Annotated in this window: 19 protein-coding genes; 14 read left to right on the forward strand and 5 right to left on the reverse strand. The window is 43.4% G+C overall.

From position 1 onward, the window contains the following. Positions 1–25 precede the first annotated feature (25 nt). Both GSF08_RS10320 and GSF08_RS10325 read right to left on the reverse strand, forming a co-directional pair. Positions 26–1,834, reverse strand: a complete 1,809-nt coding sequence (locus GSF08_RS10320) for an ABC transporter ATP-binding protein (RefSeq protein WP_160625707.1) — start codon at positions 1,832–1,834, stop codon at positions 26–28. Then, on the reverse strand, positions 1,827–3,560 hold the full coding sequence (locus GSF08_RS10325) for an ABC transporter ATP-binding protein (RefSeq protein ID WP_160625708.1): 1,734 nt from the start codon (positions 3,558–3,560) through the stop codon (positions 1,827–1,829). The genes GSF08_RS10320 and GSF08_RS10325 overlap by 8 nt, the downstream gene beginning before the upstream one ends. Positions 3,561–3,873: 313 nt before the next feature. On the opposite strand from GSF08_RS10325, the gene GSF08_RS10330 reads away from it, so the two are divergent. The 6 genes from GSF08_RS10330 to GSF08_RS10355 all read left to right on the forward strand — a co-directional run bounded on the left by GSF08_RS10330 (position 3,874) and on the right by GSF08_RS10355 (position 10,386). Continuing rightward, positions 3,874–4,644, forward strand: coding sequence for a threonine/serine exporter family protein (locus GSF08_RS10330; RefSeq protein WP_160625709.1), 771 nt, complete (start codon positions 3,874–3,876; stop codon positions 4,642–4,644). Then, positions 4,641–5,096, forward strand: a complete 456-nt coding sequence (locus tag GSF08_RS10335) for a threonine/serine exporter family protein (RefSeq protein ID WP_160625710.1) — start codon at positions 4,641–4,643, stop codon at positions 5,094–5,096. The genes GSF08_RS10330 and GSF08_RS10335 overlap by 4 nt, the downstream gene beginning before the upstream one ends. A 77-nt stretch (positions 5,097–5,173) precedes the next feature. After that, positions 5,174–7,456, forward strand: a complete 2,283-nt coding sequence (locus GSF08_RS10340; RefSeq protein WP_160625711.1) for a U32 family peptidase — start codon at positions 5,174–5,176, stop codon at positions 7,454–7,456. Positions 7,457–7,471: 15 nt separating this feature from the next. Next, complete coding sequence (locus tag GSF08_RS10345) at positions 7,472–8,860, forward strand: MATE family efflux transporter (protein WP_160625712.1); 1,389 nt, start codon at positions 7,472–7,474, stop codon at positions 8,858–8,860. Next, a complete protein-coding gene (locus tag GSF08_RS10350; RefSeq protein WP_160625713.1) occupies positions 8,820–9,785 on the forward strand; it encodes a D-2-hydroxyacid dehydrogenase in 966 nt (321 codons plus the stop codon). The genes GSF08_RS10345 and GSF08_RS10350 overlap by 41 nt, the downstream gene beginning before the upstream one ends. Before the next feature lie 160 nt (positions 9,786–9,945). Then, positions 9,946–10,386, forward strand: coding sequence for a LytTR family DNA-binding domain-containing protein (locus GSF08_RS10355; protein ID WP_160625714.1), 441 nt, complete (start codon positions 9,946–9,948; stop codon positions 10,384–10,386). 29 nt (positions 10,387–10,415) lie between these two features. On the opposite strand, the gene GSF08_RS10360 is transcribed toward GSF08_RS10355, so the two are convergent. After that, positions 10,416–13,022, reverse strand: coding sequence for a hypothetical protein (locus GSF08_RS10360; RefSeq protein WP_160625715.1), 2,607 nt, complete (start codon positions 13,020–13,022; stop codon positions 10,416–10,418). Continuing rightward, on the reverse strand, positions 13,019–13,741 hold the full coding sequence (locus GSF08_RS10365) for an ABC transporter ATP-binding protein (protein ID WP_160625716.1): 723 nt from the start codon (positions 13,739–13,741) through the stop codon (positions 13,019–13,021). The genes GSF08_RS10360 and GSF08_RS10365 overlap by 4 nt, the downstream gene beginning before the upstream one ends. Before the next feature lie 172 nt (positions 13,742–13,913). On the opposite strand from GSF08_RS10365, the gene GSF08_RS11675 reads away from it, so the two are divergent. From GSF08_RS11675 to GSF08_RS10375, 3 genes are all read left to right on the forward strand, one after another. After that, a complete protein-coding gene (locus GSF08_RS11675; protein ID WP_283809462.1) occupies positions 13,914–14,048 on the forward strand; it encodes a hypothetical protein in 135 nt (44 codons plus the stop codon). 23 nt (positions 14,049–14,071) lie between these two features. Beyond that, positions 14,072–14,362, forward strand: coding sequence for a LytTR family transcriptional regulator DNA-binding domain-containing protein (locus GSF08_RS10370; RefSeq protein WP_160625717.1), 291 nt, complete (start codon positions 14,072–14,074; stop codon positions 14,360–14,362). A gap of 212 nt (positions 14,363–14,574) precedes the next feature. Continuing rightward, a complete protein-coding gene (locus GSF08_RS10375) occupies positions 14,575–15,054 on the forward strand; it encodes a hypothetical protein (protein ID WP_160625718.1) in 480 nt (159 codons plus the stop codon). A gap of 178 nt (positions 15,055–15,232) precedes the next feature. Here GSF08_RS10375 and GSF08_RS10380 read toward each other — a convergent pair whose 3' ends face one another. Further along, the gene (locus GSF08_RS10380) at positions 15,233–16,750 is read right to left on the reverse strand and encodes an FAD-dependent oxidoreductase (protein WP_160625719.1); all 1,518 of its coding nucleotides are present in this window, start codon (positions 16,748–16,750) and stop codon (positions 15,233–15,235) included. 79 nt (positions 16,751–16,829) lie between these two features. On the opposite strand from GSF08_RS10380, the gene GSF08_RS10385 reads away from it, so the two are divergent. From GSF08_RS10385 to fusA, 5 genes are all read left to right on the forward strand, one after another. After that, the gene (locus tag GSF08_RS10385; RefSeq protein ID WP_160625720.1) at positions 16,830–17,360 is read left to right on the forward strand and encodes a GNAT family N-acetyltransferase; all 531 of its coding nucleotides are present in this window, start codon (positions 16,830–16,832) and stop codon (positions 17,358–17,360) included. 20 nt (positions 17,361–17,380) lie between these two features. Then, positions 17,381–17,890, forward strand: a complete 510-nt coding sequence (locus GSF08_RS10390) for a nitroreductase family protein (RefSeq protein ID WP_249806095.1) — start codon at positions 17,381–17,383, stop codon at positions 17,888–17,890. Between the two features lie 335 nt (positions 17,891–18,225). After that, complete coding sequence (locus tag GSF08_RS10395; RefSeq protein ID WP_160625721.1) at positions 18,226–19,773, forward strand: ATP-binding cassette domain-containing protein; 1,548 nt, start codon at positions 18,226–18,228, stop codon at positions 19,771–19,773. Between the two features lie 234 nt (positions 19,774–20,007). Continuing rightward, a complete protein-coding gene (locus GSF08_RS10400) occupies positions 20,008–20,676 on the forward strand; it encodes an ankyrin repeat domain-containing protein (RefSeq protein ID WP_160625722.1) in 669 nt (222 codons plus the stop codon). A gap of 14 nt (positions 20,677–20,690) precedes the next feature. Then, positions 20,691–22,772 carry an elongation factor G gene (gene fusA / locus GSF08_RS10405; RefSeq protein WP_160625723.1) on the forward strand — a complete coding sequence of 694 codons (2,082 nt, stop codon included), beginning with the start codon at positions 20,691–20,693 and terminating at the stop codon, positions 22,770–22,772. The last annotated feature ends 96 nt before the right edge of the window (positions 22,773–22,868 follow it).

The following is a 22,868-nucleotide window of genomic DNA, read 5'->3' on the forward strand; positions in this document are numbered from 1 at the left end:
TTCTTTTTTATGAATAACGATCTTGTTAAGAGTCGGATTCGATTTCATCGGCACAGCTGGCAAATTGTGAGTTATACAACTGTTCATAGAAGCCTTTCTTGGCGAGCAGCTCCTCGTGTGTGCCGGATTCCATAATGTCACCGTTGTTGATAACGAGAATCAAATCCGCGCTGCGGATGGTAGACAGACGATGCGCGATGACAAAGCTGGTTCGTCCCTTCATCACATTTTTCATAGCGGTTTGAAGCATCAATTCCAAACGAGTATCGACAGAGCTGGTTGCCTCATCCAAAATCAGGATCTGCGGATTTTTCAGAATCGCACGGGCAATTGTCAGCAGCTGCTTCTCTCCTTGTGAAATATTATTTCCTTCTTCGTTGATAAACATGTCATAGCCGTCTGATAAGGTCCTAATAAAGTGATGAACATTCGCAGTCTTGGCAGCTTCAATCACTTCATCCTTACGGGCATTCAATCGTCCATAGCGGATGTTTTCAAAAATGGTTCCTGAAAACAGCCAGGTATCCTGCAATACCATCCCGAACATCGCCCGCAGATCATCGCGTTTCATATCGCGAATGTCGATACCGTCAATCTTAATACTGCCGCTGTTAACATCATAAAAACGAAGCAATAAATTAATCAGGGTTGTTTTACCGGCACCCGTCGGGCCGACAATCGCAACCATTTGTCCGCTCTTTACTTCAGCATTTAGGTTGGATATGATCGTTTTATCCGGATGATATCCGAATTTCACGTTTTCAAAGGATACATTGCCTTTTACCTCAGGTATGATAGCTGCCGGTTCTGCTTCCTTAACCTCTTCCGGTTCATTTAAGATAGCGAAGACCCGGCTCATTGCTGCGAAAGCAGATTGAATTGCGCTCGATAGCTGTGATACTTGAGAAATTGGATCATTGATTTGCCAGATATAACGAATGAAGGCCTGTAGGTTGCCGACCGCAAGCGTACCGTTGATAGCGTTCAGCGTTCCTAGTACGGCAACTCCGCCAATACCCAAATACGTTACCAGAGATATGGATGGTGACATGGTAGAGGAAATAAATTGCGCCTTGAAGGCTGATTCACGCAGTTTATCATTTGAACTGCGGAAACGCTCGATCATTTCATCCTGACGGTTATAAAGCATAATTTCATTGAATCCGGTATACATTTCTGTAATATTACCGTTCAATACTCCGAGTGCATCCTGCTGAGCTTTAAAGTGCTTCTGTGAAATTCCTACGATTACTTTGGTGATAAGGAGACCGCATGGAATGATCAGCAGGGTAATGATGGTCATCCAAAAGTTGATGCTGAACATCATGCCGACTGCCAGACATACTGACAATACGGCGCTGATGACTTGAGAAAAGCTCTGCTGGAGTGCATTGGAAACCGCATCAATATCATTAGTGATACGGCTTAATACATCCCCAAACTGATTGGTATCAAAATAGCTGACCGGAAGCTTATGAATTTTATGTTCCAAAGCATTGCGTAAATCATGCATTGTATTTTGAATTGCATTTGTCAATAAGAATACGGATACGATCTGAGAGAGGGTTTTACATAGATATACACTGCCGCAGACAATCAAAATATGAATAATATAGGTAAAATCAACGCCTGCTCCGCTAACGCCTTTCAAAATATCACTGGCATCCTTCGCAAGCTGGGTCGTGATCATGCCTTCTACTTTTGGGGCAATGGACATGAACACTGTGGAAGCGATGATAAAGATAATGGCAAAGACAAAAGAGAAGCGATAAGGACGAAGAAACGGCATGAGCTGTTTAAGATTGGAACGAATGTTCGTATTTTTATTACGCATTTCCCAGTTCCTCCTTTGTCAGCTGAGAAGCCGCAATCTCATAATAGATCGGACAAGCCTTCAGCAGCTCCTGATGAGTACCCTTGCCGACCATCCGCCCCTCATTGAGAACGATGATCTGTGAGGCATCCATGATAGAGGATACGCGTTGTGCGACAATCAGCACAATGGCATCACCTGTTTCAGCCTTCAGCCGATTGCGCAGAATCGCATCGGTTTTGAAGTCTAAGGCAGAGAAGCTGTCATCAAAAATATAAATCTGGGGATGATGGACAATAGCTCGGGCAATCGATAAACGCTGTTTCTGGCCGCCGGACACATTGGTGCCGCTTTCGGTGATCAGATCATCATATTTCAGCGGCTTATTGTTGATGAATTCAGCCGCCTGTGCAACATCGGCGCTGTGCTTCATTTCCTCATCGCTGGCATTGCGGTTACCGAAACGGATATTGTCGGCAATCGTTCCGGTAAAGAGATTCGCTTTCTGTGGGATAAACCCAATTTTGTCTCGCAGTACTGATAAATCAAAGTTGCGGATATCGATTCCGTCGATGGTAATCGATCCGCAGCTGACATCATAAAAGCGGGGAATCAGGTTAATCAATGTTGACTTGCCGGAACCGGTACTGCCGATAAAAGCGATCATATCACCTTTTTTTGCGGTAAAGCTGATATCATCCAGTACTTTCTCCTCGCCGTCCGGATAGACAAAGGATACATGATTGAAGGCCAGCTCCTGCATATTTCGCTGAACGTGTATGCCTTCTTCGGGATTTTTAATCAACGGATCGGTATCCAATATTTCTTTGATGCGCCCAGCCGATACCTCAGCCCGTGGGTACATGATGAATACCGAACAAAAAAGCATCATGGAAAGCATGGCATGAAACAGGTAGTCCATAAAGGCTACCAATTTACCGATCTGCAGGGTACCGGCATCGATCTTGGTACTGGCAACCCAGAAGATCAGCATCATGGCAATGTTCATCAGGCAGAAAAAGACCGGTTGGGTCAAAGACATCAATTTAAAGATTTTTTTAGAATGATCGGTATACGCATCGTTGGTCTCATTGAAACGGGTTTCTTCATACGCATCATTGTTGAAGGCGCGGATCACCCGGATCCCGGTAAGATTCTCACGCGAGATGCGGTTGAGTCCATCCAGAGATTTCTGCTGCTTCTGAGAAATCGGATGCGACATCCATGCGACCAGAACGACCCCCAGGATAATGATCGGAAACGTACCGGCTAAGATTGCCGACAGCTCCAACGAAGTTCTGATCGTCAGAAAAACACTCAGACCGAGCATGACCGGTGTGAGCAGGGCGGTCCGCAGAATGACATTGACAAACAGCTGAATCTGAAATGCATCATTATTGGTTCTGGTGATCAAGGATGAGATGCCAAACCGGTTGAACTCCGTATGGGAGAAGGTTTGAATCTTATCAAAGACATCGTTGCGGATATCACGGGTGATACTGGTTGATATTTTAGCGGAACAGTAACCCAATAAAATTGTACCGCCGACTCCGACTACGGATATGACAACGATCAACAGTCCCATTTGATAGATATAGCCGGGGTCTTGGTTCATCACTCCGACATCGATCATATTGGCAACAATTGTAGGAATCCCCAGCTCTACCAAAGCGAAGCCGAAGACCGAACATATATTGATCAGTATTAATTTCTTATAATGACCTAGATAATGTAAGATAAAACGCATATTTCCCCTCCTTAAACAATCGGTAAAAAAGAAAAAAGAGCGTGCAGACCCTGCCCTTTTGTTTCTTATTATTTCCGATATTAGGTTCATGTTAACACCCTTTATTTTTAAAGTCAATCACTAATGAAAACCCTTGGTTATATTGTATATGCATGATATATCGTATCTATGATTTGACTATTCTATATAGACAAAACCAATATCTAAGCATACGCTGCTTAGATGATATAGAATTTGTCAATTTCAAGAAAAAAGCTTTCGTCATCTGATACACTTTATGATACTATTATCATGTTAGGATATGAGGTTTTTTATGGATGCTAATAAATTGATCAGTATTTCTGCCTATGCGGGGAGGCTGCTGTTAGAAAGCGGCGCTGAAACGTATCGGGTGGAAGAAAGCATGGTACGGATTTGCCATGCATTTGGGGCAAAGGATGCCCAGAGTTTTGTGACACCGACCGGCATCATGGTTTCGCTTATGGATGAAGGACAGAATTTTGCGACAGTATCCCGTATTCAGAACCGCGGGGTAGACCTGAATCGAATTGATTTGGTCAATGATCTGTGCCGCAGTATACAGCAAAAGCAGCTGACCATTGATGAGTTTGATGAACAGCTGCATGAAATTGCGGCGATGAAACGATACAATTTCCCGACCACGGTATTTTTTGCGGCTTTGGGAGCTGGCGGATTCGCTTTCTTTTTCGGCGGCAACTGGTATGATGCGGCAGCGGCATTTTTTACCGGCATGGCAATAAAAGTGATATCCATCTTGATGGAGCGCTTTGAAATCAATTCTTTTTTCAATATGGGGATATCTGCCTGTGCGGCGGAATTGCTTTCTTTGATCTTTATTCAGTTTTCAAGCGATATGAATCATTCGGTAATCATCATATCCAGCATCATGCTGCTGGTGCCGGGACTGGCGATTACCAATGCGGTGCGCGATATCGTTGCCGGTGATTATCTTTCCGGCATGGCTAGAGCGATGGAAGCTTTCCTGGTTGCGATTGCGATTGCGATCGGTACCGGTATCGTATATAGTATTTGGATCAAAACCATGGGAGGGATGCTGCTATGATCGTAATCATTTTATCATCGTTTGTGGCCTCGTTTGGATTTGGAATCATATTTAATATCAAAGGCAAGAAGCTGGTGGCTGCGGCAGTAGCCGGATGCCTTGGCAGCGTGGTGTATACACTGCTGATGAATCATGGAGAAGCCGAACCGGTATGTATGCTGTTGGCTTCTATATCATTCTCTGTTTTTTCAGAGGTCTTTGCCAGACTATATCATACCCCCGTAACGACCTTTGTTATCTGCGCCTTAATTCCGCTGGTGCCGGGGAAGGGCATGTATATGACGATGCAGGAGGTAGTAGCAGGAAATACTAACGGCGCACTGCAGGAAGGATTGGCAACCTTGTCCAATGCCGGGGGACTGGCGCTAGGAATCATCGCGGTATCGTCGCTGACCCGACTGTTCTTTCGCTATAAATCTATTCATAAAAAGCATTTACTGGAAAATCAGTAAATGTTTTTTTCGGTTCTGTTTGTCAAGCATAGGATGGATGCGATACAATGAAACCATGGGAATTGGAGGCTGTGCATATGATACGGAAAGTGGAATTATTGGCGCCTGCGGGATCGATGGAAGCGCTGAAGGCTGCTATACACAGTGGCTGTGATGCTGTTTATATGGGCGGTCGTCTGTTCGGTGCCCGCGCCTTTGCGCAGAATTTTGATGAGGAAGCAATGGTAAAGGCCGTACGCTATGCTCATCGCTATGGGGTGAAGGTTTATATAACCGTCAATACTCTGATTAAGGATCAGGAAATGGAAGAATGCCTTGCTTACGTGGCAGGGCTTCAGGATATGGACGTCGATGCTTTGATCATCCAGGATTTGGGACTGCTGGATGCCGTGCATCAGCAGTTTCCGGATTTTGAGCTGCATGCATCCACACAGATGCATATTCATAACCGTGAGGGACTGGAGTTTCTAAAGGAAATGGGAATTCAGCGTGCAGTTGTGGCAAGAGAGACGACCATTGAACAAATTCAGGAATGGTCCAACATCGGTATCGATCTGGAAGTTTTTGTGCACGGTGCCATGTGTGTCAGCTATTCCGGGCAGTGTTTGATGAGCAGTCGGTTATTTGATCGCAGCGGCAATCGCGGAGCGTGTGCCCAGCCTTGCCGAATGGCTTATGAACTGCTTCATCAAAACGGGCAGAAATGTGAGGTAATCCGACAAAAGGATGCTTATTTACTCAGTCTGAAAGATATGAATACCCTGGCGCATATTCCCCAGCTTCTGGAAGCGGGAATCACTTCGTTCAAAATTGAAGGAAGAATGAAAAGTCCGGAATATGTTGCACAGACTGTGAAGGCTTATCGCGAGGCAATCGACACCTGCTTGTCGAAACAATCTTATACTTATCATCAGGAGCAGGAGAAAGAACTGCTGAAAGTATTCAACCGCGGTTTTAGTGCAGGTCATCTGTTTCACAGCAATCACGCTCAATTGGTTAATACGTATCGTCCCAATCATATGGGAATTCCGATTGGGACAATTCTTTCCAGCACCCGTCAGCGAATGCGGATAAAGCTCTGTGAGGATATCTGTCAGGGAGATGGTATTCGCGTGATTCAGGAGCCGGAAGACTATGGATGTATGGTCAATCGTATGTATGATAAGCACAATCAGCTGATTAAGCAGGCCGCTTCGGGATCAATCGTTGAGATTGAAAAAAGCGGATTTGTTGTTTCGGGCTCCTCGGTGATTCGCAGCATGGATAAAAAGCTCATGGAAACAGTGGATCAGCAGATTCAGCATAAACCGAAGCGCATCCCGATTACGATGCGTTTTGAGATGAAAATCGGAAGCTTGGCAAAGCTGTGGGCGGCGGATGAAGAAGGCCATGAAGCACAGGCAAACAGCAGCTGTGAGGTGGAGAAGGCACTGCGCTCACCACTTGATCAGGCTCGCATTATTCAGCAATTGTCCAAATGCGGCGATACATGCTTTACGATCCCAAATATGTATTTGGATACCGATGAGCAGGGGACGATGCCCATTAAGGAAATCAATGCATTGCGTCGCGAGGTGCTGAACGCACTGACAAATCAGCGTGAGCGTCGTAACGGTGGACGTCGCACGGCGACATACGATCGTAAAGCTCCAGCGGTCACACAAGAGCGATCGCTCAGTGTAGAGGTTGCGGATGAAGAACAGCTTCAAGCCGCAATTGAGGCAGGAATTCAAATGATCTATACCAGCCGCGGCGATCTTGTGAAAAAATATCCGATGGTACGCCGCATTCATGAGCGAGTGCATCCGTTTCCGTATTCGCTTCAAAAACAGGATGCGGTAGGCGAAGTCGGCGGTCTGCTTGCAAAGCAGACTGTATCCGGGGAAATTTCCCTGAACGTTTTCAACGCATATACAGCCGCCTTTCTGCACGCGCATAGGGTACAGTCGCTGATCCTGTCCAGCGAATTGAATAAAGCAGAAGTACATACTCTGATTCAGGAATATCAACATCGGTATCATCAAAAGCCGAATGTCGGCGTTTTGATCTACGGTCGTCTGGAACTCATGATAACTCGTTATTGCACCGTATCCGCAATATTAAAAAACGGACAACCGAATTGCGGCTTGTGCCGGCAGCCCGGATATTATGTATTAAGGGATCGTAAAGGCAGATGTTTTCCGCTGCTTCATGATGAATTTTGTAATACGCATATTTTGGATCAGCAGCCGCTTGATCGAATCGATGAACTGGCTTTTTATCAGCAGGCAGGGGTTCGGGAATTCCGACTGCGTTTTACCTTAGAGGACAAACAGGAAACAGCGGCAATTATTCGCCGCTATCAACAAAGACTCTCATAAGAAAGGAGTGAGGCAATGGATAAAAATATTCTGCTTCAGCAGCGGATATCAAGAATGTATTTACGATTTTTAATTCCGACGGTGATCGGAATGGTCACGCAGTCTGTCTATTGTCTTGCGGATGTTTATTTTATTTCAGCCGGAACCGGAGCGAATGGTTTGGCAGCTTTGAATATCGCAATGCCGATTTTTACGATTATGTCAGCGATCGGTTTATGGGTCGGAGTGGGCTGCGCGACAACCATGTCGGTTAGTGAGGGCGCCGGATGTATCGAGGACAAGCACAAGGTATTTACGATGGCAATGATCCTTGCGGCGGGAGCGGGTATTGTCCTGACGCTTGGTGAATGTTTGTTCCTTGAGCCATTCAGCCGCATGCTGGGAGCTACTGACGCCCTGCTTCCGGATGTACTCACATATCTTCGCCCGATCATTCTTTTATCAACCTTTAATATCATCGGGTGGGTATTGCAGATCGTGATTCGTGCAGACAACGCTCCTGGTCTGGTTATGGGAGCAACCGTTGTATCTTCGCTCCTCAATATTGTGCTTGATTATTTGTTTGTGATCGTATGGCGCTGGGGATTGTTTGGGGCATCCTTTGCGACGGCACTTTCATCCTGTGTATCCTGTGCCTGGCTGTGCAGTTACTATTTCCATCGCGAACGTAATATCCGATTTGTGAAAAACTGTTGGAACGGCAAGCTCTTTCGGCGAATGATCGGCAATGGCGCGGCTTCCGCAATGCTGGAAACAAGCGCCGGTATTGTCATCATCTTATTTAATTATGCGATTTTGAATATCGCTGCGCCGATTTATCTTGCGGCCTATTCGGTCATTACGAATATTGCCTATGTCGGTAAAGGGATTTTGAACGGATTTGCCCAAGCTGTCCAGCCAATTATTTCTACCAATCATGGAGCCAAGCTGTTTCATCGTGTACATCATTCTCTGGGCATCGCCTGTCTGTATACGGTCAGTGTCGCTCTGATTGGATATGGAATCATTCTGCTGTTTCCGGGTCAGATTGCCGGTATCTTTGCGAAAGGTGATCAAACTCTGCTGAAATTGGCAGAGCATGGTATTCTCCTCTATTTCAGCTCGTTTGTTTTGACCGCAACCAATACGATTTTCATGTATTATTTGCAGTCGATTGAAAAGGGCCGGCTTTCCACGTTATTTACAATTATCCGCGGCTTCCTGCTGATCCTTGTCGGTCTTATGATACTGCCAAGTTGGCTGGGAATTGATGGGGTATGGTTATGTGTAACCTTTGCGGAAGGAATTACATTATTGATCTCACTGCCTTTTATTTATAAACAGATCAGACAGGATAAAAAACGTTTACTGGAGGAGGAAGACCATGAAAAAAGTATATGTGTACCCGACTTGGGAATTGAGTAAATCTCAAAAGCAGGCACTGACCCAAAACATACCGGCTTCTTTTTGCTTCGATGAGCCAAGCGAAGAACGGCTGAAAGAGGCTTCAATCATCATTGGAAATCCCCGCCGTCAGCATCTTTCCTGGTGCACCCGGCTGGAATGGATTCAGCTGATTTCAGCTGGGAGCGACCAGTACCGCACGATTCCTGAATCAATCCTGCTTACCAATGCAAGCGGTACATTTGGAACAGCGATTGCTGAGCATATGATCTGCGTTACGTTGATGATGATGAAGCGCATGCCGCAGTATCAGCGCTATCAGATGCACAGCGTATGGAAAAATGCCGGCAGGATCGATTCTATTATCAATAGCACGTTTGTCATTTTGGGAATGGGAGATCTGGGCAGTGAATATGCCAAACGCATCAAAGCACTCGGCGGGTATGTTATCGGCATAAAAAAACATCCGGCACCATGTCCTGACTATTTGGATGAGCTGTATACGATGGAAGCTCTGGAAAAGCTGCTGCCCCGTGCGGATGTATTGGCTATGTGCCTGCCAAATCATGAGGAAACGCAACATATCATGAATGAGCATACCTTCACGCTTATGAAGCCTGGCTCCTACCTGATCAATACCGGGCGCGGCAGTGCAATCGATGAAACCGCACTTTGTGAGGCTTTAGATACTCGTTTGAAAGGAGCGGCACTTGATGTCACCAAAGTGGAGCCGCTTCCCAAGGATTCACCGCTTTGGTTACGTGAGGATGTAATATTAACCCCCCACATATCCGGTAACTGGAACTTACCTTCCACTACTGATCGCTTTCTGACGATAGCCCATGAGAATCTCTTAGCTTTTTTTGAAGGCCGTCCGCTTCATAATCTGGTGGATCGGACCAGCGGTTATCGAAATACGCAAGGAATTTATGACGAAAGGAAATAAGCTGATATTTCCTTTTTTCTTACATCTTATGAATTTCTCTGAGAAAAATTAATCCCATAATTGTAAATTCTGGCATTGAATTCGCATATTGTATAACTTTCATGGATTTGGTTAACTTTACCAATTAAAATGTAGATAACATCATAATTGGGGAGAGTTTATGAATATAAAGTTTGAAAAGAATTGCCTGATGGGTAAGGGCGATATTGTTATACAGTATAATTGTGCCAAAGAAGCAGCACAGAAAGCATTGTATAACAGTATCGGCTCTCAAATCAGTATCAGCGTTCTGGATGAAGATCATCGTTTTAAAAGAATTTCGATATGTGATATTCAGTATATTGAAAATATTGACGGTCACTGTTTTCTGTATACCGCAACGGATAGTTACCGTAGTCCTTTCACGTTTAAACAACTCCATAAAAAGTTGAAAGATGTGAATTTTATTCAAATTAATAATATTACTTTAGTAAATGAGGAGAATATTGATTCAGTAAAGATTTTGCCGGAATGTAAAAGATTGGTTACGATCAAAAGCGGTGAACGTCTATTAGTTAGCAGATCGTTTAAAGACAGTGTCAAGCATTTGATCAGCAAATAAAAGGTATGGCCTGAGCCATACCCTTTTTGTTAGGATGGATGCTTTTTATGATTCAAAATAAGCATCCAGATCAAAAATACCAATATGGTGAGAAACGGCAGCAGTAGGATCATATTTCCGGCGGTGGAAATCGCATAGATCCCGAGAATCTGGAACAGGTAGTGAAAATAGAACCATTTGATAGGAAAAAATACAAGCAGGGCGATCACACAGGATGTCATCAGCATCAAAATGCTCTTGGTAAGACTCAGCCGTTTCACAAAGGAATGAGACCAGCCGGTGCGGATCATAAAGCTGCGTTCCGTCTGCTTATGCATTTCCTCCTCCGTGATATTCGCAATGGTCAGGATGATAAACATCAAAATCATGATGCCCATGACCACGGTCATAACCGCAAAAGTATTACGGTTGATCTGATGGTTGCTAACTGCCATTTGCTTCAGAATTTCATCATAGGATGTAAAACTGATCCCTTCCTTTTTCAAATAAGATTCAAATACCTTTTTCGAAACACCTTTTTTCAAATTGATAACGATACCGTTGCCGATATCATTGCCTTCCGTGTTCAGCACCAGTTTATCGATAGGAAGCTGTTTGCCTGCTGTCATAGCAGTGAAGGCGACATAACCGTTGTTGATGAGCGAATTAATACCACCCTTGATATACATGTAATTATCCTGCTGATACATGGAATGCAGAAATGGCATATATGAGAATGCCAGACCTTTTTTATGAATACCAGCGTTGGCATTTTCATCTGTGATGGCACCTTTCAGCTCCATCAGCTTGCGCGGCAAAAGCGCTTCCCGCTGATAATAGTAGAGATTACCGAGTGCATCGACATCAACACCGGGCTTTGGATAAACCCCCGACTGTTTGTTCATGAACTGTTTGACCTTATCATTCTCTGCTGTCTGTGGATTATCCGGCTTCACATCGTCATAAAGGGTAATCAGGGCTGCGTCATAATATTGATAGACATCAATTCCATCAATCTCACCGGTTTTCTCCATGAAATAGCGAGTGCTGGTGTTTAAGATGCTAACGTCTTTCAAATAATCCTGCTTCAGTTTTTGATACTGTTTTTTATTAAGGTGAGAGATGGTATAGTCAAACGTCAGACCAATTGTTTCCCGATTATATAAGTGATCCAACGTTTCATAAGAACAGAAGGTCAAAAGCATGCAGAGGATCAAAAAGGAAGTAGCGAAAACGACTCGGATAAACTTAAATTTATTTGCCAGCAGATCACGCAGCGACATTTGAATCAACTGTCGCTTATAGTCAATGGTTATGCGGGGCGGTTTCTTGATCGTCAAGTCTTTTTCTTTCATCACCCGAGTCAGATTATTTGTAAAGAAATGCTTGATCTGAAGGATTATCATAATTCCCAGTAAAATAAACATCACCAGGGCTAACAGTAGCGTAATCTTCAATAATTGCGGCGCTGCATCAAAGAACATCGACAGGTATGGCTGCTTGTGAAGCTGAAGGACGAAGCAGCCGATAAAATTCAGAACTGCACAGATTAGCAGGGTAGCTCCGGATAATACACCCAGTTCGCTTAAATAGGCCTTGATAATATTTTTCTGCTTGATGCCGCAAAGCACCATCATTGCCAGTTTGTTCTTATCTTCATCGAGTTTGCGTTTGAAGAAGGCATAAAAGACAAAAAAATCGGAAACGATTAAGGCTGCCAAAAGGGTATAGGATAAATATTTAAATATATTCTGGGTCATATTGTCATCTTGGAGCTGATAGTAGAGCGGATAAATTTGTGCGTAATTGGCACCGACTGAATTAATCTGTATTAGGGTAAGCAATTTGCTTTCATTCTCTACGGAATAATCGGTTAAATGAATTTTGTGAACAACTTGATAGAGCATATACGGTTCTTCTTCCAATTCCACAGTATTGAATTGTTTTTCGATCCGTATCGCATTCTTTTTCACTGTATCGAAATTGCCGAGGGCATGGAATTTCGTCGTCTGTAAATCTGTTTTCAAAATTGTCGTATCTTTAAGATTCGATGTCGCATCTTCTGTATAGGTGGGATCCTCATATACGCCGACGATTTTATAACGGTAATTCGTATCATTGTTGTAGAAGGTTCCGCCGATGACTTTCATGTGTTTCCTTTCAAGGTCTCTGGCGCACTGTTCATTAATGACGATTTCATTGCCTTTTAATTTACGATAGGATTTTCCCTTAAGCATTTTATAGTTGTTCGTGCCCTTGTGTGACACGTAGCCTTCCAGATAGACGTTTTGAAGCGAAGCAAGCTGCTTATCGCTCATTTGATTGACATCAATTTCATGCAAATTTTGAGCGAGGAGAATGTTGAAATACGTATTTTCTACTGAATCCACCAGATCAATGTCATTTTCTTCATTAACGCGCGATAAATAATCGGGAATATCGTCATCACTTTCCTGATTATCCAAATTACGGGTATCTGCAACATAGATATTGGTGTGGGCGGCATTTATTGCATTTACTTTTTGTATCATGGTTTTATTTTTCAAAGTGACCGTAGCCGACATCTGTATTGAACATACGGTCAGTACCAGCACTAGAATGAGGATGCCGTATTGAAACAGCTTTTTATTATATAAAGCTTTAAAAATGAGTTTCATAAAATATCCTTGACCATATCGCGAATTTTTTCTACATTTGCTTTACGGTCTTTGCCTAGCGGTTCATCCTGATAGAAGACACCGTCTTCCATAATCATGATGCGCGTTCCATATGCTGCGATCTGCGCACTGTGAGTAACCATCAAAATGCATTGGCCCTGCTCATTGAGATGCTTGAAGATTTCCATGATATCCGAAGCACTGCGGTGATCCAGCGAGGCGGTTGGTTCATCCGCAAACAGAATATCCGGTTGATTGATCATTGCCCGAGCGATTGCCGCCCGCTGTTTTTCACCTCCGGAAACCTGGGAAGGATATTTATCCGCCAGCTGTTCAATATGCATCGAAGCCAACAGTGATCGTCCCAGCTCATAGGCATTGGGATCATATTGAAGCCGAGACATACACACATTCTCCAAAACTGTGAGATTATCGATCATATAATTATCCTGAAAGATAAATCCGAATTTTTTAAGTCGAATTTCTTCCATCGCTTTATTCTTTTTGTCATGCAGAGACAGATCATCAAGTAATATCTGACCCGATGTGATTTCACTGAGTCCGCTGATACAGCTTAGGAAAGTGGATTTCCCGCATCCGGATTCCCCCATGACCACAGCGAACTCGTTATCGGTTATCGTCAGGGAAATGTCTTTTAGTACCGGTATTTTTTTGTCTCCGACCTGATAGGTTTTATTGAGCTTTTCAACTTTTATCATATTTCCTGCTCCTTTAAGTAATAGATAAGATTTGTTATCTTTATTTTAGTACGATAAGGAATAATTGGAAAGTCCTGCTTTCTGTAAGTTGCCTCGTTATAATGTAACTTGCTCATTTTCACTTGCATAAAAGCAGGTTTCTTTTAGAATGGGTTTAGATGAGGTGATAGACATGAAAGTCCGAGTTGCTTGCCGTGATGAAAATCGTGAGGCAGTTATTCAGGCGGTGAATCAAGGAAATTTGGAACTCGATGAACATGCGGAATATGTTATTTTGGAAGCTGCAAGAATACCATCGACATTTTGACCGTAAAAGAGCGGGGAGAGTTTGTGCGTATCCCAATGAAAGTTGTTCTGTATCTGGAAAGTCTGCATAAGGATGTGATTGTTCATACTCAAGACGGTTGTATGAATGCTCTGGATACCCTTTCCAATCTGGAGCTATTGCTGAGTGAAAAGGGTTTTTTAAGGGTTCATAAGTCATATATCGTTCAGATTGACAAGATCAAGCGGATCCGGATTAGTCTGAACACAAAGTTTCTGCTGGTCATGGAAAATCTTGATACAGTGGAGGTAAGTCGCACGTATTATTATCGTTTTAAAGAAAGATTGGGTATATAGGGAGGTGATACTATGAAGAGCGATGTAAATATGCTTTATTTATCCATTGCGATAGCAGTTATCTGTGGAATCTTATTACTTTTGGGTACAAAGCGCTGTATGAGCGAAATATCAATAAAGCTCTGAATCATAAAAAAGTATACAAGCTTCCTCCCATCTGGGTAGTATTACTTGTCTATATCGTTATCTGTGTTATCGTTGTTGATTCTTTTGTGAAGATAGAAAGCACCCCACGCCATATCTGTGATGTTAAACAAAATGAATTGGTCTTTCAGTCGGAAGAAAAGGAATCGATTGATTCGATCTTATCAAAGTGGCTTTCTAAACAGAAACACGCAGATGTGTCAAAGCATGATCAGGGAAATGGTTTTGAAGTAATTATTGGAAACAGTGAAGGTGAAAATAATATTGTTTTCGTATCTTATCACGTAAACGGAGTCGAGGAAAATGATAAGCTGGAAATGGAAGTTAAAAATGTTCAGCAAACCTTTCATGCAAAATTCGATGATGGTCATATCCCCTATAAAAATGGGGGGAAAATTTATTTTTATTTCTATAGTAAGAATGATTCAAAATTATGTACGAAAACTTTTGAGATTTTTGTGAAAGTGAAGGGGAAAAATTATTTATCCGCGGAGAAGGAAGTAAATATGACTTCGGGTGAAGCTGTATCTTTGTATTACAAAAAGTAAAAAAAGGGATAACGAGTGGTGTATCTATTCGTTACCCCTTTTCGGGTTCTCTTATATGAAGGAAGTTATCTGGCAATGAAAATGGTAATTTCAGTGTTTATCATCTGAAATTTCGGATCATAAAGCTTTCGCTGATCATTATGAGTGATCAATTCTTTTCAAACAGAATTTAGGAGGTTTATTTTATGATGTGTGGATCGATATGATTTCTTCCTTCTCCATATGCGTGCAGAGGCTTGGAAGCCGGTCCTTTGATGATATTGCCGTCAATATCAAAACGGGATCCATGACAGGGGCAATCCCATGTTTTATCCAGTGGATTGAAGACACAGGTACAACCCATATGCGGACAGGTGATATCCACGATGTGTACCAAATGTTCATGGTCGGTGTAGACCCCGTACATATGTTCATCAATTTCCATTGGTGTGCCTTCACCGGCTTTAGGAAGCTTATAAGCTCCGCTTGTCAGCTTGCTTTTTACCAGTGCTTTAACGGTTTCCCAGTTGTCTTTGATAAAGGTTGGTGAGAAGATAAGCTCACGGCGGTGAGGATCAAACATATCCTTGTATTGACTCTCGTGATTGAGTACATATGCACACAACAGCTTGCCGGCTATGGTTCCGGTCGCATTCCCCCACTTTTGATAACCGGACGCAAATAAAATGCGGTCATTATCTTTTTTCAGGGGCCCGATAACGGCGATATGATCGGCTGTCATATAATCTTGGGAACTCCAGTGCTGAAAATGCTTGCCCAAGTGAAACCGTGAACGGTTCCGCATAAAGAAATCTTCTAAATGTCCCTGATCGAAGCGTCCGACCGGATGCTTATGTCCGCCGGCCAACAGATAGGTATCATCCATATACCGATAGGTGCGGTAGGAATCCAGCTGATCATCACAACTGATGATCTGTTCATCCGGCAGCGGTTCATCATAGCGGGCCATCATGAGCTCGGACTGCTCGTTGATTAATTTGGTAAAGTAAAACTGAGATTTATCCAGAAAGGGAAACTGTGTGGCAAAGACGACATGTTTGGCTGTTACTTCATAACCGCCGGCTTTTATGAGAATAACATCACCTTGTTCCTCCATGGCAGTCACCGGCGTATGCTCGTAAATCGCGATGCCTGCTTCATTTACAATCGACGCTAGGGCATGCAGATATTTAATCGGATGGAACTGTGCCTGCTGATGGAAGCGTATGCCGGCTTTTAAGGTTATCGGATATTCACTTTCGCAGATGTATTCGCAGTCGATGCCAAGATCGAGACATGCCTGGAATTCATCCTGCACCGCTGCCTTTTTTTGTTCATCGGCAGTATATACAACACTGTCCAGGCGGCGGAACTGACAATCAATCTGATAGCTTTGAACAATTTCCTCCACTGAGTCGATCGCTTCCTCCTGCGCTGTATAATAAGCTTTCGCAAATTCGCGTCCTTTCTGTTCACTCAGCTGGTGATACAGCAGACCGTGCTGACTGGAAAGCTTTCCGGTACTTCGGCCGCTGGCACCGTATGCAATTTTATCTGCTTCTAAAAGAATAACATCGCTGTGATCTTTACTGATGTAGTAGGCGGTTGTCAAGCCGGTGATGCCAGCCCCGATGATGACAGTGTCTGCAGCTTGGTTTTGTTTAAGTTTTGGATAGGTTGTTTCTGGTACGCTTTTCAGCCAATAAGAATCATTCATGTAATTCACCTCTATCTTATATAATGGCTTACCAAATTGGGATTATAATGGTAAAATAGAAAAAGATAAGGAGAACGATATGGATTTACAAAAATGGTATAAGGAAAAACGGTGCATTGTAGGCGATGGAATCGTTCTGCATCCGATTACAGAAGCGGATGTGGATGATATCTTTGCGAATTTCACAAAGCCCGTCACAAAATATATGTATCCGGCAGCACCAAAGGATAAGTCAGAAACGGAAGCGTTCGTTTATGGAGCGGTACGAGGCTGGCAATGCGGGATTGAAACAGTGTTTATCATCCGTGATAAGGAAGGCGGGTTTATCGGCTGTGTCGGACTTCATGGAATTTTATGCGGTCATCCGGAAATTGGAATCTGGACAAGTGAAAAGGTTCGGGGACATGGATATGGAAAACAGGCGGTGGAGCTGGCGGTCAGATTTGGACGGGAAATGCTGAAGCCGGACTATTTTGTATATCCGGTCGATCACCGCAACGGACCAAGCCGCCGTATTCCCCTGTCGATGAACGGCAAAGCGATGCGTGAATTTACCTATGAAAATAAAAGCGGTGATACACTGGAAATGATCGAATACTGGATCGATTGAGAGAATCTCTGGGAGGAAGAATGATGACGGTATTGGAGTGTATAGAAGCAAGGAAAAGCATACGGAGTTTTGAGGCAAGAGAGATCGAAGCGGAAAAGCTGGATAAGGTACTGGAAGCGGGACGACTGGCGCCTTCGGCATCAAACCGGCAGACATGGAAATTCATAGTTGTGCAAAATGAGAACCTGCGCAATAAGATGATTGAAGCATGCTCCAACCAGGAATTTGTCGGTGAAGCTCCGGCGATACTTGTGGTATGTGCAGAATCACATTTGATGCGGTGTCAACAGGATGCAGCGACGATTGATGCGTCGATCTCATTATCCTTCATGATGCTGGAGGCACAAGAACAGGGCTTGGGAACCTGTTGGATCGGAGCATTCTATGAAGAAAAGGTCAGAAAGCTGTTAAAAGTGCCAACTGAATATCAAATTGTGGCGCTGACACCGATCGGTTATCCGGCAGAAACTGGTAATAAACATTTGCGGAAGGATCGAAGCGAAATAGTTTCTTACGACAGTTTTCGTTAATTATAAGCATGTGCAGCCACTGGCTGCATTTTTTAATCCTGAATTTATTGAATAGATTTATTTGAAAAAAAAGTGGGTTTACTATTCAAATTTTTGTGAATGATTCAATAATGCTGAATTGGGATCGCGATGTCCGGTACTTGATCATCATTGACGGTCTGACAGATGTTTGCTATACTGAAACCAACGTTAGGAGTGGAAAGATGAGAAATAAAGGATAATTGAGAAAAACCAAATCTGTTTCGGTCTTACAATTATCTTTTTTCATGCCTGCCACAATGCAATATAGAAGGAAAAGGACGGTAAGCGTCCTTTTTTTCGTGGAGGTGATGTTTATGCTCAATCTGCTCAATGTTAAAATCCGGCATCAAAACGGAGATTTATTAATAGATACATTAAATTTACAGGTTCATGAACACGATCGGATCGGGATTATCGGTGAAGAGGGTAATGGAAAATCCACTTTGCTGAAAGCGATCGCTGATTTATCATGGGTAACAGATTATGCAGGTATTGAAGGAACGATATGTAAGGAACGAAATTTAAAAATCGGATATTTTGCTCAGGCACTGGAACCGATTTGGAAGGATACACTGATTTATGAATATTTATTAAAATCGTCTCCTGAAGCAGAGGTAAAACAGGAACAATACAATGAACTGCGGGAATATGCCAAGGAAGCGCAGCAGTTGAAAATGGACGTTGAACTATTACAGCGCGATCAGTTGATCGTTCAGGCCAGCGGCGGGGAAAAGGTAAAGCTGCGATTCTTGAAAATGCTGCATGAGCAGCCGGATATTCTATTGCTGGATGAACCGACAAACGATTTGGATTTGGATACGCTGGGCTGGCTTGAAAGCTTTATGCTGGGATGTACCAAGCCGATATTGTTTATTTCACATGATGATGTGCTGCTGGAGCGCTGTGCTAACCGTATTATTCATATTGAACAGCGTAATCACCGAACCAAACCGGTAACTACGGTTGCCAATACTTCTTATCGGGAGTATATCGAATCACGCGGCATGCGATTGGAACGAGAACAGCAGCAAGCAAAAAAAGAGAAAGCGGAGTATATCAAGAAAAAGGTCAAATTAAACGATTTGAAAAATGCGGTGCATGATGCGCTGAATGATACGGTCAGAAGTCCGTTCTATGCGGCTGGATTGGCTCGCCGTATGGCCAATCTAAAGGCTGTGGATAAACGCTTTGAAAATGTTGGTTATTCACGGGTGGATACCGTAGAGGAAGCAATCGATATTGGTTTTAAAGTGGCGCCGTTACCAACCGGTAAAATTATTTTAGATCTGGATCGTCCTGTGATAGGCGTGGGGAACCGCGTACTGTTGGAGAATGTCCGTTTACTGATTCGCGGCAGGGAAAAGCTGGCTTTGGTTGGCCCTAATGGCTGCGGTAAGACAATTTTTATGAATCAAATTTATGAATTATTAAAGGATCGTCCAGATATTTGCGTCGGTTATATGCCGCAGGATTATGCTAGGGCATTTGCTGGATTTGATTCTCCGGTTGCATACCTTTTAAACGCTGGTGATAAGGATGATGTTACCCGCAGCCGTGACCTATTGGGAAGGATGAAATTCACTGCCGATGATATGCTGAGACCCTGTGCTTCGCTGTCAGAAGGACAAAAAGCAAAGCTGTGCCTGCTGAAATTTATCAAGGAGGACTGCAATGTACTTTTGCTGGATGAACCGACTCGTAATCTTTCAGCACTGAGTGCCCCGACAATTTGCCGTATTCTCGCCGATTATCAGGGCTGTATGTTTTCTATCAGCCATGACCGTACCTTTTTGCGGTCATGTGCAGATACTATTTATGAAATCAAGGATCGAAAATTGGCGGTTGTAAACAGTATTTTATGAAAGTAATGAAAATGAATGGAAACGCTTGCATAAATCATAATTTAGCGTACAATAAGAGTATACTAAGAAGCGAGAGGAGTGGGCATCATGAATCAAACATTGACTGTTCACAAGGTTAATAAGAACCCTGATAATGTCCTCTACTTTTATGCGGTTTTAAAACGGATGTAATGCGAAAGCGTGCGTCCGTTTTTTTATCAGAGATTTTGATCTATTGAAAAGGAGGAATTTAATATGGATCAGATGAACAAGGCTTTCTGGGAAGCAGCTGCAAATGGTGATTTTACAACAATTTGTGCAGAGGTAAAAAAAGGTACTGACATTAACTATCAAAACGGTGACGGACGTACTGCCTTAATGCGCAGTGCTAAACGTGGTTATAAAGATATCGTTCGCGTTTTGCTGGATAATGGTGCAGATGTCAACCTTGAAGATAATTCCGGAAAGACGGCAATCATGGGAGCAGCGAAAAAAGGTCATAAAACGATCGTTAAGAAATTGATTGAAGCAGGTGCGGATGTCAACAAGCAGGACGATCGCGGCCGCAATGCGCTGATGCGTGCTGCATTCCTCGGCCAGGATCGCGTGGTTACTGTGCTGCTAGACGCCGGTGCTGATATTAATACACAGGACGAAGTGGGAAGAACTGCTTTGATGGAAGCATGTGTTGCTTTTAAAATGGATACGATCAAGCTGTTGGTTGAACACGGCGCTGATCTGAACTTATGTGATAATAATGGATGTACAGCGCTGATGCGCGCAGCGTATGCCGGCTATCGTGATTTGGTTGAATATCTGCTGGATCATGGTGCAGACAAGGAGCTGTTGGATAAAGAAGGTAGAAAAGCGGTTCATTACGTTCGTGAACACTGTCTTGACGAACTGAAACCGATTTTGAAATAGGAGGGCTGGCGGATATGAGAGACTATTTAGCCCATGAAGTTCGCAATGTATCAGTTTTAGGACACAGCGGTGCCGGCAAGACAGCGGTGCTGGAAGCGATGCTCTATTTTACCAAGGCAACAGATCGTTTTGGAAAAACCAAAGAGGGAAGCTCTTTGATCGATTATGACAGTGAAGAAATACGCCGCGGCATTAGTGTTTATACATCGCTTGTGCCGATTGAATGGAAAGAGAATAAAATTAATTTTATCGATACACCAGGTTATCTGGATTTCGTCGGTGAAAGTGAAGCCGGCGTTGCGGTTGGTGATAATGCGTTAATTGTAGTAGGTGCGAAGGATGGTGTGCAGAGCGGTACCCAGAAGGCATGGGAAGAAGCGCAGTCGCGTAAGCTGCCGACGATCTTCTTTATCAACAAGCTGGATGAGGAGAACGCATCCTTTGACAGCGCCTATCAGAATCTGCGTGATGTATTTGGAAAGGCGGTTATTCCATTTGAGGTACCAATCGTTGAAAATAATGAAATTATCGGTTCTGTCAATATTTTAAGAGATAAGGCATGGTATTATAAGGGACCTTTGGCTGATCCGGAAAAAGCCCAGCCGGTACCTGAAAATATGGTGGATGTGGTAAACGGATATAAAGATCAGATTGCAGAAGCAGTCGCCATGGGTGATGATGAACTTATGGAGAAATACTTTAGCGGAGAACCGTTCTCAGAGGCTGAATTGACGCGCGGGGTGCGCATCGGTGTTCGCAGCGGTGAAATTCGTCCCGTATTCAGCGGCAGCGCCGTTCAAAGCATCGGCATAGAACGTTTGATGGATCTGATTGTGAAGTATTTCCCTGCTTATGGTGAAATGGGAAGCTTTGAAGCAATGGATCTGGCTAAGCATGAACCGGTGATCTTAGAGACGAATGAAAAGGAAACTATGACTGCGCAAGTATTCAAAACAATCATAGATCCGTTTGTCGGCCGCATTTCATATCTGAAAGTTTGTTCCGGAGTGATGAGTGCTGATTCGCAGGTGTATAATCCAAAACAAGATCGTACCGAAAAGATCTCACAATTGTTTATTATCAAAGGAAAGCATCAAACCGCTGTCGGGAAATTGTTTACCGGTGATATTGGAGCGGTGGTAAAGCTTCAGAGTACGCTCACTAATGATACCTTGTGTGATAAAGACAGTCGTATCGTACTAGCAGATATCCCGTTTTCTGAACCGATGCTAGGTCAGGCAGTTTATCCGAAATCAAAGAATGATGAGGATAAGATGAGTAATGCCCTGCAGCGCATGTGCGAAGAAGATCCGACATTGAAATTGATCAATAATAAAGAAACCAGAGAAACAGTCTTATATGGAGTTGGTGATCAGCATATTGATGTTGTATTAGCCAAACTAAAATCAAAATATAAAGTGGAAGTAATCCTGCGCGATCCTAAAGTCCAGTATCGAGAGACCATTCGTAAAAAAGTAATCGGTGAAGGGCGGCATAAGAAACAAACCGGCGGACACGGACAGTTTGGACATGTGTTCGTAGAGTTCGCGCCTAATCCGGATGAAGTGGAAATGGTGTTTGATGAAAAAGTATTTGGCGGAGCAGTGCCGCGTCAATACTTCCCGGCCGTTGAGACAGGCCTTCACGAATGCTGTGAAAAGGGTATTTTGGCAGGATGCAGGGTTGTCAATATGAAAGCAACGCTATTGGATGGAAAGTATCATGATGTCGATTCCAGTGAAATGGCTTTTAAAATGGCTGCACATTTGGCTTATAAGGACGGCATGACAAAGGCTGAACCGATTTTGCTGGAGCCGATCGTCATTGCCAGTGTAAAAGTACCGGATGAATATACCGGCACGATTATGGGTGATTTCAACAAACGCCGCGGTATGATCATCGGTATGGATCTGCAGGACGGCTATCAGCTGATCAAAGCAAGTGTGCCGCAGGCTGAAATGATGAAATATCCGATTGAGCTTCGTGCGATGACCCAGGGACGCGGAACATATACACAGGAATTTGATCGTTATGATGTTGTTCCTCAGAACATTGCAGAGCGTGTGATTGCCAGTGTAAAAAACGATAGTGAGTAAATACCTTAAGACCGATTCATTTCGGTCTTTTTTTAAGCAGGAAGGTTATCAGGTATTTTTCAATATCTGTGTTTCTTGCCTGATTATGCTTAAAGC

The organism is Copranaerobaculum intestinale (genome assembly GCF_009831105.1).
Classification (GTDB): domain Bacteria; phylum Bacillota_I; class Bacilli_A; order Erysipelotrichales; family Erysipelotrichaceae; genus Copranaerobaculum; species Copranaerobaculum intestinale.